The organism is Photobacterium alginatilyticum, assembly GCF_009910675.1.
In the GTDB taxonomy this organism is placed as follows: domain Bacteria; phylum Pseudomonadota; class Gammaproteobacteria; order Enterobacterales; family Vibrionaceae; genus Photobacterium; species Photobacterium alginatilyticum.
Genome location: NZ_RSEJ01000001.1, coordinates 415,091 through 429,314 on the forward strand (window position 1 = coordinate 415,091; position 14,224 = coordinate 429,314).

11 protein-coding genes are annotated in these 14,224 nt (G+C 47.0%); 3 read left to right on the top strand and 8 right to left on the bottom strand.

Annotation, left to right across the window (positions count from 1 at the left end):
* Window positions 1–357: 357 nt before the first annotated feature.
* Window positions 358–3,483: a chitinase C-terminal domain-containing protein gene (locus tag EIZ48_RS01720; RefSeq protein WP_160648394.1), complete on the bottom strand. Its 3,126-nt coding sequence runs from the start codon at window positions 3,481–3,483 to the stop codon at window positions 358–360.
* A 453-nt stretch (window positions 3,484–3,936) separates the two neighbouring features.
* Between EIZ48_RS01720 and EIZ48_RS01725 the strand changes: the two genes are divergently transcribed.
* A complete protein-coding gene (locus EIZ48_RS01725; protein WP_160648395.1) occupies window positions 3,937–5,169 on the top strand; it encodes an EAL and HDOD domain-containing protein in 1,233 nt (410 codons plus the stop codon).
* 74 nt (window positions 5,170–5,243) lie between these two features.
* On the opposite strand, the gene EIZ48_RS01730 is transcribed toward EIZ48_RS01725, so the two are convergent.
* Window positions 5,244–5,888 (bottom strand): YccT family protein, encoded by a 645-nt coding sequence (locus EIZ48_RS01730; protein WP_160648396.1) that lies wholly within the window; start codon window positions 5,886–5,888, stop codon window positions 5,244–5,246.
* Between the two features lie 132 nt (window positions 5,889–6,020).
* On the opposite strand from EIZ48_RS01730, the gene EIZ48_RS01735 reads away from it, so the two are divergent.
* The gene (locus EIZ48_RS01735) at window positions 6,021–6,782 is read left to right on the top strand and encodes a sulfite exporter TauE/SafE family protein (RefSeq protein WP_160648397.1); all 762 of its coding nucleotides are present in this window, start codon (window positions 6,021–6,023) and stop codon (window positions 6,780–6,782) included.
* Window positions 6,783–6,842: 60 nt separating this feature from the next.
* Here the strand turns inward: EIZ48_RS01735 and EIZ48_RS01740 are convergent, their stop codons facing one another.
* Entirely contained in the window at window positions 6,843–8,033 is a 1,191-nt protein-coding gene (locus tag EIZ48_RS01740; protein WP_160648398.1) for a class I SAM-dependent methyltransferase, read from the bottom strand.
* 189 nt (window positions 8,034–8,222) lie between these two features.
* Entirely contained in the window at window positions 8,223–9,623 is a 1,401-nt protein-coding gene (locus tag EIZ48_RS01745; RefSeq protein WP_160648399.1) for a methyl-accepting chemotaxis protein, read from the bottom strand.
* 100 nt (window positions 9,624–9,723) lie between these two features.
* Here EIZ48_RS01745 and yccX point away from each other — a divergent pair, with 100 nt between their 5' ends.
* Window positions 9,724–9,996 carry an acylphosphatase gene (yccX, locus tag EIZ48_RS01750; protein ID WP_075761763.1) on the top strand — a complete coding sequence of 91 codons (273 nt, stop codon included), beginning with the start codon at window positions 9,724–9,726 and terminating at the stop codon, window positions 9,994–9,996.
* Between the two features lie 73 nt (window positions 9,997–10,069).
* On the opposite strand, the gene tusE is transcribed toward yccX, so the two are convergent.
* The 4 genes from tusE to EIZ48_RS01770 all read right to left on the bottom strand — a co-directional run bounded on the left by tusE (window position 10,070) and on the right by EIZ48_RS01770 (window position 13,887).
* Window positions 10,070–10,399: a sulfurtransferase TusE gene (gene tusE, locus EIZ48_RS01755; RefSeq protein ID WP_128782856.1), complete on the bottom strand. Its 330-nt coding sequence runs from the start codon at window positions 10,397–10,399 to the stop codon at window positions 10,070–10,072.
* Window positions 10,400–10,536: 137 nt separating this feature from the next.
* A complete protein-coding gene (locus EIZ48_RS01760) occupies window positions 10,537–11,202 on the bottom strand; it encodes a Bax inhibitor-1/YccA family protein (protein WP_160648400.1) in 666 nt (221 codons plus the stop codon).
* Window positions 11,203–11,562: 360 nt separating this feature from the next.
* Window positions 11,563–12,771, bottom strand: a complete 1,209-nt coding sequence (locus tag EIZ48_RS01765; protein WP_160648401.1) for an amino acid ABC transporter substrate-binding protein — start codon at window positions 12,769–12,771, stop codon at window positions 11,563–11,565.
* A gap of 255 nt (window positions 12,772–13,026) precedes the next feature.
* Window positions 13,027–13,887 (bottom strand): adhesion domain-containing protein, encoded by an 861-nt coding sequence (locus EIZ48_RS01770; protein WP_240152828.1) that lies wholly within the window; start codon window positions 13,885–13,887, stop codon window positions 13,027–13,029.
* Window positions 13,888–14,224: the final 337 nt, after the last annotated feature.

Here is a 14,224-nt window from a genome sequence, read left to right on the forward strand (position 1 = left end):
GGAATTTATTATTATCAGCAGTCAGTGTCAGGATTGTGCAAAATATCCTAAAGCTGAGACTGTTACATTTGAAATGATTATATATTCTTGTTTTATAATGCAAAGACAGTGAGTAGGGAACACAAAGAATGAATTATCCTTCCTTGAACTGTTTGTCTGTTTTTTGAGCACAATATCGCATTTATTTTGAGCTTTCATAGGGGTGTCAAATTTTTGTTAAGAGCCAGGTTGCACCTTGTGACGTTATTTTGACGCTTGGTTTTGCAAGGTACAGGCAGGTAACTGGTCGAAAAGTGGACAATTCCATAGAAAAAGCGCGGGAAATATCCCGCGCCTGGTTGTTAGGTTAACAAGTGCTTAAATTGCGCACACTGTCGACCATGTATTATCGCTGCCGGGAACAGAGTTTGTCCACCAGATGGCTTCGTACACAACGCCGTTGTGAATGATTTTGTCTCCTTGGTTAGCGTGGCTCGGGTTTCCTGCCCAGTCTGTTTGTGGCCAGTTAGGGTAGGTGTTGAGCCCGGTTGTTACACATTCGCCACCACCATTATCACCGCCACCTGTCGTGATATCACCGATAGGCAGGGTGGGTTGTTCGAACTTAAAGGCATAGTCTTTACCGTTTATATTCACGCTATAGTTTGCCGGTCCGGAAATCGGTAGGTAGTACACCATGTCCAGTTCGTACGTACCGCCTGCAGGTAGGCTCTTCCATGCTGGCAGGCTGAAGGCGACGCGGTGCATTACACCGTCCAGACCACCAATGTTGTTGGCTCGGCTATGGCCGGAGGCTATTACTTTCAGGCCGCCGCCTGACTGGTCTTTTGCGTTATCAGGGGCTGACACCGGAATATCAAACTGGAACTCGGTACCTCCCGGTATTTCCTGCCCGGTATTGTTGGTGAAAGTTAGCTTCGGATTGATAGGATAGTTTTGATCGCCAACTTTAAAGCCGCCTACCGCAACAGTGATATCAAGTGCTTCAGTCGCTATTGCGCCGGTGGCAATCTTATTGCCATACGGAGCCGCAGACTTAAACTTATCGTAGATAGCCTTGGTCATGGTGTTACCCATATGGTATTCACCATTGCCGGTCTTACAGGCATTTTCCGTAGCATCAACTGTCGTACGGTTACCGTTGGCATCAAGGACATAACAGTTATAGTCACCAGCGAGTTCCCAGAACATGATGCCGCCGATTTCTTTGTTCATTACATAGTCAGCTTTGGCATTAATGGACTGTTCATCTTCAGTAGACAAGAATACTTTCTTCTCAGGGTTCCACAGCCAAGGTGCGACCGCAACAGAATCATAATGGCGGGTATAGTTACCGGTTAGCGGATGGGTTGCCGGAGTGAGTCCGTAAGCGGCAGTATATGAACCATAGACTCCTTGAGCGAGGTTCATAGCGTGCCACATAGGGTTGGAGCCAGCTCCCATTTCATTACCTGCAGCGCCCTTGTCGTGCCACAAGTTATCGATGCCCATTGCACCATTACCGCAGTTATTCTTCTGTCCTTCACCGGTACCCGGCAGGCATTCTGCCTGATTTGGCAGCGGAGCTAGTCCCCACAGCCCGTTCTCACCACCATTAACCCCTTGCCAGCCACGGGTATAGTAAGGCACACCAATGTTGATTCGACCTGCTGGCATTGAACCGCGGAAGTAGTGGTAGGCCCAGTCGGTATTGAGGTAGCCAATTCCACCGTATTGAGCCGTGTTGTACACGTCCCACATCGCCAGCTCCGAGTCTTTACCGGTGTCAAAGAGTGCCGCATTGTGGCCAACATGCTCGTTCCATGCCCCATGTAGGTCATAAGACATGATATTGACGTAGTCGAGGTATTTGGTGACATCAAACGTCTCCATGCCACGGAGTAGGTAACCAGACGAAGGTGCAGCAATGGTCAGCATATAGTGAATGCCATCTTGCGCTGAGGCCTGATCAAGCTTCTGGCGAAGAACCTTCATCAACTCCTGATATGACGCCCATAGGTACTGGCGGCGAGGTTCCATAAACGCTTTGTCATCCGGGTTACCGGCACCAGCCATTGATGTAGGGTATTCATAATCGATATCAAGGCCATCAAACTTGTATTTGCGCATCATGTCGACGGCAGAATCAGCGAACTTTTGAATGCCCGCATGATTGATACTGCCATCGGCATTGGTGGTCATGGTATAGAAACCGCCGTCAGCAACACGTTTGCCGTCGGCTCCAAAGTGGCCGCCGGTTTCAGCCCAGCCGCCGATCGAAATCAGCGTCTTGACGTCATGTTTGGCTTTCGCTGTGGCCAGGGCACCAAAGTGACCTTTGAAGCCTAGTGCTGGATCTATTTCAACACCGTTCCACTCCATGCCGACCGCCGGGTTGGCCGGATCATTGACATTACCGATGTTAACCTTGCCGTCAGAACCAATGCTAACGAAAGCGTAGTTAATGTGCGTCAGCTGTTCCCAGGGAATATCTTTGACAAGGTAGGATGTTTGAGGATCACCACCGGCACGCCAGCTGGTAAAGTAGCCGATAACACGTCGTGGGTGATCAGTCCCCATCAGTTCACGGCCCTGATCATCATAGATCGTACAGTATGGCACGTTAATGCCTTCGGTCTGGTAGAGGCCGTCGGGACGACAGTCCTTGGCTGTTGTGCCACCGTTGACGACAAGCTGGACAGTTGCTGAGTCTGAGGTTGCACCTAAGTTATCTGTTGCACGGGCATGAATGTTAAGCGTACCAGCCTGAGCCGGGGTATAGGCCAGAGTGAATGGGGCGGTAGCTGAAGTGCCGACTAGCGCACCGTTGACGAAAAAGTCGACTTTGTCGACAGTGCCGTCAGGATCGTGGGCCTGAGATGTCAAGGTGACGGCGGTGCCTAGGTTGACTGAGGTAGCGGAGAGCGTCAGGTCGACTGTCGGAGCGGTATTGCCTGTGTTGCCTTCCTGTACTGTAACAGCCGTCGCGGATTCCGAAACGCCGCCCTGATTGTCAAATGCCTTGGCTTTAATGGTATGAGCGCCGGCTACTGCGGTCCAGTTTGCAGTGTAAGGAGCACTAGTGAGCGTTGCGAGAAGAGTTTGTCCGATATAGAACTCAACCTTGCTGATTGTGCCGTCTGAGTCAGAGGCATTGGCCGATATAGAAACGGTGTCACCGGCTGTGAGGTTGGCAGAGCCAGAAGGTGATGTTAGTGATACAGTTGGCAAGACGTTCTCGCCGCCTGCACGACAGTTATCGACAAAGCTCCACTCTCCGGTATTGGCCGTTGGGTTATTGCCCCGTGTCCACCAGTTGGCCTTGTAAACTTTATTCGTCTCTTGTACCTGAGCTCCTCCGCTATAAGCAACGGCGCTATCCCAGTGATCTACAGTGCTGCAATCCATTGCGGCATGGGCGTTGAAAGCGAGCAGGCATGAAACGGTGAGAGCACTTAACCTGAAGGTATGCTTTAACACCTTTCCGTGTATCAAATGAGTCATTTTTTTCATCCTTAAGTCTTTGTTCTATTATCGGTAAAGTTAAAATTTCGGCGTGTTTATGCTTTAGTTTCGCCGTGAAATAACTATAGAAAAATAACCAAACAAGGAACCTGTTATTGTTGTCTTTTACATGTTAACTCGCAAAAAACTGCTGATAACATGTAATAAATGCTCTCTTGTTTCGCGTCATGAAGCAATTATTTTGTAGGATGATTAATTTGCTCGTAAAATAGCAGATGAAGTTACAGGTTAGATAATTACGATATTATCTAACCTGTAGTATTTCGAGGCAGACTGTCGTTTAAGTATTGCAACTTGTAGCATATAAATCAACTCGGAAGTTTGGCTGGATTACTGTGCGTTCGTATAAAAGTGATGGTATTCTTTCTGAGTAACTTAACGATGGAGTATTTTCTCTAGGTACGAGTCAGTATTAGAGAGTAATAGAAATTAATGGAATTCTCTGCGGTTAGACAGCCGATATATAACGCAAGAAAAGCCAAGGTGGCATATCAAGTTAGTTTTATCAATAGGGAGCAGCTGAGTAATAAATGTATTCCTGCGGCAGTCTTCCAAGATAGGTCCGATCCCCGTAACCTCAATGAGCTTCTTGAGCGTGCGGGAATAGGTAGCTATTCAGATAATAAAACGATGGTCATTACCTTTGACAGAGAGACTCTGAAGGGGATTATTGACTATTTCTTCTCTTCGAGAAGCTTGGTGCTGGAGCTTTCTCCTGATGAGGTTTTTGATGCAGAGCTTCTTAAGCTAATTAGAACCGCCAGGAAGAGCCAATATCATATCGTGCTGAACGAGAAGGCGCTGCTAAGCGGAAATGAAAAGTTTCTTAATTATGTCAGTCACATAAAAGTAAACGCAGCAGGTAAAAGCCAGGAAATAATACAGCTTCTGGTAAATAAGGCACAAAGGCATGGCGTCCGTATAATTATTGAAAACATTGCCTCCGATGAGGAATTTAATCAATACCGCACATTAAGTGTGGACTTTTTCAAGGGTAATGTATTTGCTAAGCAAGATTTATTTGAGATTAGAGAAAATAAGTTGCAGGAAGGGTCATTACTGAATGTATTTCAGCATGTGATGACCGAAGATTATTGTTACCGGGAATTAACCGATATCCTTGCCTCTGACTCCAAGTTGACGCATAAGTTAATTTCATTATTAAATTCAGTCATGTATGGACGAGAAGGTAATATTTACTCGATCAAGCAGGCTATCTGTTTTATTGGTGAAAATAAAATGCGTAAGTTCATTTCGTTACTGACGGCGCAGGAGCTTACGGATACTCGTCCTGAAGATATCTATAACAAGGCGACCAGTCGTGCGCGTTTTTGTGAGTTGCTGGCTATTAAGATGGGCCGACGACGAGCCGTTGTTGATAGGGCTTTTTTAAGTGGTTTATTTTCAAATTTGCCTGATATCCTTGGCCTAGATATGGAAGAGGCTTTGGATATGCTTAAGATTCATGATGATATCAAGAAGGCATTGACAGGCAACGGCGGTGAGCTGCAGCAAGTGGTCGATATGGTTATTGCTTATGAATCTGCAGATTGGAATAAACTGGCCAAGCTGACGGAGGGAAGCAGCGTTTCATTTGATTTGGTCCCTCGGCTTTACAGGCAAATGCTCAGGGAAATGAAGAGCGACGCTTATTTGCTCAATTAAGGAATAAGCCGATGAAGAAAAGGCTCAGATCAACTGAGCCTTTTTTGATCGAGTAAGGTGCCAGAACTGTTCGATTATGACTGGTTGATCCGCGCCTTAAAGCGCTCTCGAGTTGCTTCGTCAGCCTGGGAATACCAGTAATTCAGCATACTTTCTGCAACGTTTTGGCCTTGTTGTGTGGCTTCAGCTGTTGGCTGGGTGCTGCCAGATGCCGGAAGGATGGCTGGTAGTGTGGTTGTTGCAATAGCCGATTTAAGCGCAGCAGGTTTGTCCGTTAGGTTATACTGTGCAATTTCTTTTTCAAAATCACGGCCGAATTGCAGGCCGTGCTTAATCAGCTTATCTTGTTGAATTTCAACAGAGTTGCCTTGCTTATCCGTCAAAGTTATCGCAGGGCTGCGGTTGAACCTCTGGGCGTCTTGTTCTGTACGTAGTTTTGGTAGCTTAAGCTGATAAGTGCCGTCCTGACCGGAGAATTTCATGATGACGACATCAGATTTAAACATCTGGTGCTCGCCGTTTTCACGGTAGCTGTCTTGATAGCGGAAGGCAATTTGGTTTTCACCGTTTTCGAGTGAAAGCGGATCGTTTCCAGACGTTTCAACGCCGTTAACTAAAACGAGTTCGGCGCTGTAGGGAAGTTCTAGTGTGACATTGGCGAGAGCAGAGAAACTTAGCCCACATGCAGCTAAGGCCAGAATGGCAGTACGAAATTTCATGTCAGTTCCTTGATGGTTCTATTATCACAGCAGTTTGGCGCTGATGGCCTGAATATAACCTGAATGCTGTAGCGTATAGCACAGAGATTAATGTATAACTGATAGAAATTTAAATAGGAAGTTGAAAAGTATATGGATATCACGCTTCTTGAAGTTGCCCTGCTGCTGGTTACAGGTTTTTTAGCAGGGATAATCAATACCCTGGCGGGCGGTGGTTCGAACCTGACACTGCCCGCATTGATGGTGATGGGAATGCCGGCAGAGGTTGCTAATGCCACGAACCGAGTTGGTGTAGCCATACAGGGGCTGACTGCTGTTGTCGGTTTCCGTAAGCACAATAAACTTGATACGTCGGATACGGGGCCCATTTTGGTTCCGACTATCATTGGAGGGCTGTTAGGAGCTGCTGCAGCCGCTTACGCACCATCCGGCTGGATAAAGCCCTTGTTGCTGGGCACAATGCTGGCGATGGCATTCATTATTCTCGTCAAGCCGTCAATTGTTGCACCGGAGCCGGGAACGCTAAGTCGAAAAGTCATGGAGACACCAAGCTCATGGTGGGGGCTGGGTCTTGCTGGTTTTTATGGGGGCTTTGTACAGGCTGGGGTAGGCTTTGTTCTGCTGGCAGCCTTGGCAGGTACGTTGCGTTACGACTTGGTCCGTGCCAATGCCCTGAAAATGCTTTGTACCTTGGTATTTACTGTTGTGGCGTTAGGGCTGTTTATCGCTGAAGATCTGGTCATGTGGGGACCTGGATTGATTCTGGCGTTCGGAACCATGTTCGGGGCAAACTTGGCGGTCAAGATGGCCATCAAAGCCAAGCCAGAAACCTTAAAGTGGTTTTTATTTATTATGACACTCTGCGGCTGTATTGCTGCGACCTTGAGTGATTAAAAAGCCAGACCATATATAGTTGGTCTGGCTTAATTGCGAGGCTGTTATTTTTGCGTACGGCTATTTAACGTAGCACGCAAAGCCTTTCAGGTAGAAGCCTTCCGGATAGGCGCTGTCCAATGGATGGTCGGCTGCCTGGCTGAAGCGCTCAATAAACTGAACCTCGCGTTTGGCATCCAGTGCCGCATCGGCGATGATCTTCTGGAATAAATTATTGTCCATCAGGCCAGAGCACGAGTAAGTTAGCAGGGTACCGCCTGGCTTGAGGATTTGCATAGCCAGCATGTTGATATCTTTGTAGCCCCGGCATGCGCCAACCAGCTGAGATTTCGATTCTGCAAATTTCGGCGGATCCATGATAACTACATCGAACTCTTCACCGCGATCACGGTAGTCGCGCAGTAACTTGAACACGTCAGCATTAACAAACTCTGCATTCTCAACAGGAAGCTCGTTCATTTCTGCATTTAGGCGCGCGGTATCCAGTGCAGGCTGCGAGACATCAACGTTGATCACTTTGCTCGCACCACCCTTAAGGGCGTACAAGCCGAATCCGCCAGTGTAACAGAAGCAGTTTAGTACGCGTTTGCCGTCTACGTATTTGACAGCGCCTTGGCGGCTATCGCGTTGATCGAGGTAAAAGCCGGTCTTATGGCCACCGACAATATCGACGTTGATTTTGACGCCGTTTTCCTCGATGGTAACAAACTTTGGCGGCTCCTCGCCTGAGAGTACACCTGTGCGCTGTTTCAGTCCTTCTTTCTTGCGTACTGAGACATCTGAACGTTCATAGACACTGCATTCCGGGTAGCAGATATTCAGCGCTTCAACCAGCGCCTCTTTCTGCGCTTCGGCACCGGCGCTTAATAGCTGGCACACCAAGAAGTCTTGATAGCGGTCGATGGTGATCCCCGGCATACCGTCAGACTCGGCGGCAATAAGGCGGTAGCCAGTCAGGCCGTCACGTTGAGCCAATATATCGCGTAGGCCTTGTGCGCTGTTTAGGCGGTTAACGAAGAAGTTAACATCTACAGCTTCGTTTTTATTGAATGTCCATACCCGAACACGGATCTGAGATTGTGGAGAATAAGCGCCACGAGCTAACCATTCGCCTTTATGGTCGAAGACTTCGACGGTTTCTCCAAGAGAAGGTTTACCTTCTATACGTTGAATACCGCGAGAAAAGACCCAAGGATGACGACGGCGAAGTGACTTTTCGCGGCCTTTAACCAGATAAATTGAAGCTGTCATGACATGCCCAGTAAGGAGTTCGGAATGGTCGCGTATTATGTTGTTCGCAAGGAGGAAAAGCAAATTTATCTTGTGGTCGGGATGGAAATGAGTTTTGCCTCTCTTTGCCTGGCTTGTGTTTGTTGTTTTGGGAGCTGAAAGAAACAAGGCGTGCACACTGGCACGCCCTTGGATTGTTACTGGTTAGAGTTAGGCTTTAAGGCCGCTCATTAATGATTCGAGGACTTCCGCCTGTTGGTTCAAATGTTCAATCTGATTGGCAGACTGAGTGATCACGTCGCAGATCTGATTTGACTGAGAGCGAACCTGCTCGACGCTGGTAGCGATATTGTCGGCGACAGCGCCTTGTTGCTCTGCGGCCGCTGCGATTTCAGTACTGCGGTCAGAAATCAGCTGGTTACGTTCGGTTATCTGGTTGATCTCGCTATCAACCGAATCCATTAGCTGTTCGCTGCTGCTTGCGTTGGTCACTGTACTTTTCATCACTTCCATCAGTTGCTGGCTGTTTTGCTGCAGGGATTCAATCATTTGCTGAATTTCAACTGTTGCTCCCTGAGTTCGCCCTGCGAGTGTTCTGACTTCGTCGGCAACAACGGCAAAGCCACGTCCCTGTTCGCCGGCACGAGCAGCTTCGATAGCTGCGTTCAGGGCGAGTAGGTTGGTTTGCTCAGAAATACCATTGATCGTGGTGACGACGTCATCAATTTTGGCCGCATTGCTATCAAGCTCAATAACTGCATCGGATGCCTGGCTGATCTCGGAGCTAAGTACTGAGATAGCCGTACGGGTTTGGTTCACCTGAGCTCGGCCCTGTTCCGAAACCTGCTGGGCCTCGCGGGTTTGCTCTGAAGTTTCATGGGCATGGGTAGCCACTTCGCGGATCGATGTTGCCATTTCTTCCGTTGCGCTGGCTAACGAATCCAGATGCTGTTGTTGGTCCGTAGACAGCGATTCACTTTCGTGGCTACGCTGGCGTAAGTCACTGCTGATTTGTTGCATTAGTGCAGTTGCTTGCTGGGTTGCCAGTACCAGTTTCTGTTCCCTCTCACTAACGCGGTCAATGGTGATGGCCAGGGTACTGAATTCATCCCGAACCTTGAAGAAATTCAGGCGGTTGGTTAAGTCGCCGTCAGCGAGTGCCTGTAGGGCTTTATTGGTGGTAAACATCGCACCACCAATGAAAGTCATGATGTAGTACACAGCAGCAAGAGCGACTACGAGTATAATGGCAGTGATACTAATTTGAGTTGTTGATAGGTAGCTGAGAAGGCCTGGATGTTCATTTGCAGTGATTGAGTAGTTCATGCCCTGCACGATGGCAGATAGCTCGCCATTACCGATACGGGCACCGGTTTTCGCAAGCAAGACAGGTGCATCGGACAGGCTGACTTGGTACTCAGATAGCAGTGCCGCCGTTGAATTTAGCTGATTAGTCGTGATTTCAATACGTTGTTCATCGGCGGCATCAACTAAAATTGCACTGATACTTAGAATAGCAATGATTGGAAGTAGGAAGAGAAGATAAAATTTTTCCTGTATTGTTATATGAATTAGATACTTATCGATCCATCGAAAGGCTACTTCTTTCATTAGTGCATCCTATTTTTTTTACGGGTGTTTTATAGCGGCTTATTGATAAAGCACATATTAATTTTTTATCGGGATAGTGCGGAAATTCTTGAGGTGATCCATGTCGCAAATTTGTGTAAAAGCTATGATCAAGGGAATGGTTCAGGGAGTTGGGTTCAGATTTCATACTGCGCATGAAGGTCTAAAGCACGGACTTACTGGCTATGCGAAGAATTTACCCGACGGTAGTGTCGAGGTATTGGCCTGCGGCCACGAAGAGAAAGTGGGGCAACTGTTGCAATGGTTGAATACCGGTCCGAGATCATCAAGAGTGGACAGTGTCGAGACCGAAGAAGTTGAGTGGCGTCATATTGACGGCTTCGAGATTATGTAGAGTCAGAACCTAGAACCTAGAACGAGAAGATTCGTGTCTAGGAACCAGGTTCCAGTCACCGGGCTAGATAGCCTCAGATGCATTTTACCGGCTTGGGTAACCCTGCCAATTTAGTGGCTTGTTTGGCTGGCCCTTTTGGAAAAAGCTTGTAGAGGTAGCGTGAGCTGCCTTTTTCCTCGCCGTATTTTTTTGCCATTGCCTTTACTAGCATACGAATAGCTGGAGAGGTATTAAATTCCTTGTAGAAATCTCGTACAAAGTGAACAACTTCCCAGTGAGCTTCGCTAAGCTCAATGCCTTCCTCATCGGCAAGAAGAGGGACAAGCTCAACGGACCAGTCATCTATATTTTTCAGATAGCCGTGAGCGTCGGTTTCGATTTGTTTACCTTCAAATTCAAGCATGATGCGCCCCGATATTTTGAACCGGGCAAGAATAGTGATTAAGGCGAGAGGCTGCAAGTAAAAGTCGCAACAGGTAATGCAGAGATAAGAAAAAAGCGCCTCGAAAGGCGCTTTTTGAAAAGAGTTAATCGTAATGATTAATCATCACCACCCATAACACCCAAGATCTGAAGCAGGCTAAGGAATAGGTTATAGATAGAGACATACAGCGTTACTGTTGCTGAAATGTAGTTCGTTTCGCCGCCACGGACAATGTTCTGTGTGGTCAGCAGGATAGCAGCAGATGAGAACAGAACAAACATGCCGCTAATAGCCAGTGAAAGCATTGGCATCTGCAGGAAGATGTTAGCAATAACAGCCACTACGATAGCCACGAAGCCCGCAAGGATCATTCCGCCAAGGAAAGACAGATCGCGCTTGGTAGTGAGTGCGTAAGCCGAACATGCCATAAAGGTCAGTGCCGTACCGCCAAGTGCCGGAATAATGGCATGACCCATACCGGCACCGATGTACATGTTCAGTATCGGACCTAGGGTATAACCCATGAAGCCTGTTAGAGCGAACGTAAAGACGATACCCAAACCGCTGTCGCGGTTCTTTTCTGTCAGGAACATCAGGCCATAAAAGCCAACCAAGGTAATGATCAGGCCTGGGTGCGGTAGGTTCATTGCCATCGCGAAGCCTGCAACTACAGCTGACCACACTAGGGTTAGCGATAGTAGAAAGTATGTGTTGCGTAGAACTTTGTTGGTTGAAAGTACGCTTTCGTAAGCTGAGCCACGATTGACAATACGATCGTTCATAAAAAACTCCCTTCAGGGTTAGTTATGGAGATTGCTAATAAGACATATATTGGGGTATTCACTTATAAATGCAAGTCATTAGTACATAATCGAGTGAATACTATCAGCTATATGCTCTCTGTAAGTTGTTGACACAGATAATACTTAACAATTCATTATCTTGGTGCTCTAAGTTGTAAATTTATGTTTCAACTCCTAGTTGGCTCACAAAAATGAGAATTAATCCCAGGCTTGTTGATGAGAATGACAACAATTTACAGGAGAGGGGGAGTAACGCGCTGAGAAAACACTGCAGTTACTATTATGGACGTGTGATGAAACAATCAGGAGGATTGCTCCTCCTGATGACTACGGCAGAGGTTACCGGATAGGTGGGGCGTACTGAATGCCGCCATCACGCCATAGTGCGTTGACATCACGTCGTACTTTGAGCGGAGAGCTCATACCGATAGTACGCTCGAAGCTTTCACTGTAGTTGCCGACTTGCTTGATTACCTGGAAGCTCCAGTCGTCATTTAAGCCGAGCCCTTTGCCTTTCGGGCCATCGAGACCAATCAGGCGACGAATGTCCGGGTCATTGGAGTTCTTCATATCATCGACACTGATCGATGACACCCCTAAATCTTCAGCATGGAGCATGGTATAGAGAGTCCATTTCACTATGTTGAACCACTGGTCGTCATCTTTACGTACTGCAGGCCCAAGTGGTTCTTTGGAAATAAGTTCGGGAAGCACGACCACAGAGTCAGGCTCTTCCATGCCTAAGCGATGGGCGTAGAGCGCAGACTGATCGGTCGTCATAACATCACAGCGCCCTTCTTTAAACCCGCCAACAGTTTTCTCTTCGGTGTCAAAAACGACAGGGGTATATTTCATTTCACGGAATTTAAAATAGTCAGCCAGATTCAGTTCTGTGGTCGTACCGGACTGGACACATACCGATTTACCATCAAGCTCTGTGGCACTGGAAACGCCAAGGCTTTTATTGACCATAAATCCTTGGCCGTCGTAATAATTCACACCGGCAAAATTAACTCCTAACGCTGTGTCACGATGAAGGGTCCAGGTTGTGTTACGGACTAAAAGGTCAACTTCGCCAGACTGGAGTGCCGTAAAACGTTCCTTGGTCGTGAGTGGGATGTATTTTACCTTTGTTTTGTCGCCAATGGTCGCTGCTGCAACAGCCTGGCAGAATTCGACATCTAACCCTTCCCATTCGCCGTTCTCATTTGGGTTAGAAAATCCTGGTAGTCCCGTGCTGACACCGCATTGGATGTACCCTTGTTTTTTTACTTTCTCCAAGGTGCCGCCGGGTTGCTCAGCTGATGCCTTGTTAGCTGCCAGTTGTTTTTCGAGGCTGAGAATTTTGTCTTCCAGTGCTTTAGTGTCTGTGTCGGTTGTTGCCGTGGCTTCGGGCTGTTCAGCTTGTTCAAGCTGTTTTTCGAGGGCTTGTACTTTTGCTTCCAGTGATTTGATCAGTTCTTTGTCCTGAGCATTGTTACTGTCGCAGCCGGAGAGTAATAGCGCCAGGGTCGTAATGGCCAGAGATAACTTTAGTGTTTGTTTCATAGTTTTGTCCCGTCGATCCAAATGAGGAGAAAACAAACCTCTTGATTTCTTATAAATTACTTATCCAATAAAACTATGTAATTTGTATCAGTATTCAGTATAGGAATAGATTGTAATTCTTCTAGTTATCAACATATTTTCGGATCTTGAGGGTGATAATACACAGCGTCAGCTTTGGAGGAGATAAGCAAAAAGGCCGCGCGGTTGCGCAGCCTTGAGGGGGAGACAAAGAGGGGGGCGGTAGCCAGTTTGGCGTCAGCTAGCTGCAATCACACATGTGGTATATAGCAGTGCGAGTGGGCGGTATTCGTCACGCTGACCATTACGCAGGTTTATAGATTCTATTTCACCAGAGTAGAGGCTAATTGTGCTGCTCCAATAACTCGACTTGATCGGCCAGTTATTGCGTAACAAGAAATGTTGCCCGTGTGTTTGAAGCTCCTTAAGCTCTTCAGCTGTCGGGAGCCTTAGCCCGTAACGCTGGCACCATTTATTCGCAGCAGCATAGTTAACCTTTGACCAGTACTGGTTATGTTCACGCACAAACATCGGTGGCATATCTTGGGTAGAGTTGATGTTTCTTGGTAAATGGTATTTTAAATTGTTAAAAGTAAACGAGTAGATGACAGAGTTTAATACCACTCTATTTTCAACTAAGGTTTTTTTGCTGCTGCTGCTGCTGCTGCTTTTTGCACTAGTTTTGGTTGTTTGCGGCTTGACAGGTGCTGGTGAGTATTTTACTTGTCCAGGCAAAGTGATCCGCGTGTTGGTCTGTCGGATGAAGGTATCTTTTAGCTGGTGGCGGGCGAGTTGTAGTTTGGCCCCCTGAGCCTGTGCATGACTTTGAAATGGCCCTATCAGGCATCGAGATTTCCCATTATCAGGAACCAGGTAGCTATTATTCTTAAACAGCTTATTGATTGTTGCCGTGGTTCTTGAATTGGGTAACGACTGACCATAGTGGCATTGAATCCAAAAACTACTGTCCTTGTTTTTGGGGGCTCTGCCCCATAGCCCCTTTCCGATATCGCACTGTGCATTCAGATATTGCCAGCCGGACTCGACCTTATCTACCTTGCAGTTTGCTGTACTGGACTCAATTGCGTAACTATTCAATGAAAAGCAAGAAAGGGCGAGTATAAGCCAGTATGCAGGCCGTTGTATTTGCTGACAGATCATGGTGCTAATAACTCGAGGCTAAAGTATTACGTTTTCTATGAAATCATAGGAAATGTCATATTTAAGTGAAATATCTGATGAAAGTATAGAGATATGGTGTTTTTTTTTCGAATTTGAGTGATTGAGCCAATAACTTGTTTATCAAAGGGAAGGCAAGCTGAACCTATCTTGCACAAGTGCTTAATAAATAACCTAACCCATTGGTGATCGTTATATTTTCAACCGTTTGGGCTTGCTTTGAGCAGTTGTGATTTTTTTGCCAAAAAAGGCTTTA

Excerpts from the sequence above, each read along its gene's own strand:
- EIZ48_RS01720 (WP_160648394.1), bottom strand. The coding sequence starts at position 3,483 with ATGACTCATTTGATACACGGAAAGGTGTTAAAGCATACCTTCAGGTTA.
- EIZ48_RS01725 (WP_160648395.1), top strand. The coding sequence starts at position 3,937 with ATGGAATTCTCTGCGGTTAGACAGCCGATATATAACGCAAGAAAAGCC.
- EIZ48_RS01730 (WP_160648396.1), bottom strand. The coding sequence starts at position 5,888 with ATGAAATTTCGTACTGCCATTCTGGCCTTAGCTGCATGTGGGCTAAGT.
- EIZ48_RS01735 (WP_160648397.1), top strand. The coding sequence starts at position 6,021 with ATGGATATCACGCTTCTTGAAGTTGCCCTGCTGCTGGTTACAGGTTTT.
- EIZ48_RS01740 (WP_160648398.1), bottom strand. The coding sequence starts at position 8,033 with ATGACAGCTTCAATTTATCTGGTTAAAGGCCGCGAAAAGTCACTTCGC.
- EIZ48_RS01745 (WP_160648399.1), bottom strand. The coding sequence starts at position 9,623 with ATGAAAGAAGTAGCCTTTCGATGGATCGATAAGTATCTAATTCATATA.
- yccX (WP_075761763.1), top strand. The coding sequence starts at position 9,724 with ATGTCGCAAATTTGTGTAAAAGCTATGATCAAGGGAATGGTTCAGGGA.
- tusE (WP_128782856.1), bottom strand. The coding sequence starts at position 10,399 with ATGCTTGAATTTGAAGGTAAACAAATCGAAACCGACGCTCACGGCTAT.
- EIZ48_RS01760 (WP_160648400.1), bottom strand. The coding sequence starts at position 11,202 with ATGAACGATCGTATTGTCAATCGTGGCTCAGCTTACGAAAGCGTACTT.
- EIZ48_RS01765 (WP_160648401.1), bottom strand. The coding sequence starts at position 12,771 with ATGAAACAAACACTAAAGTTATCTCTGGCCATTACGACCCTGGCGCTA.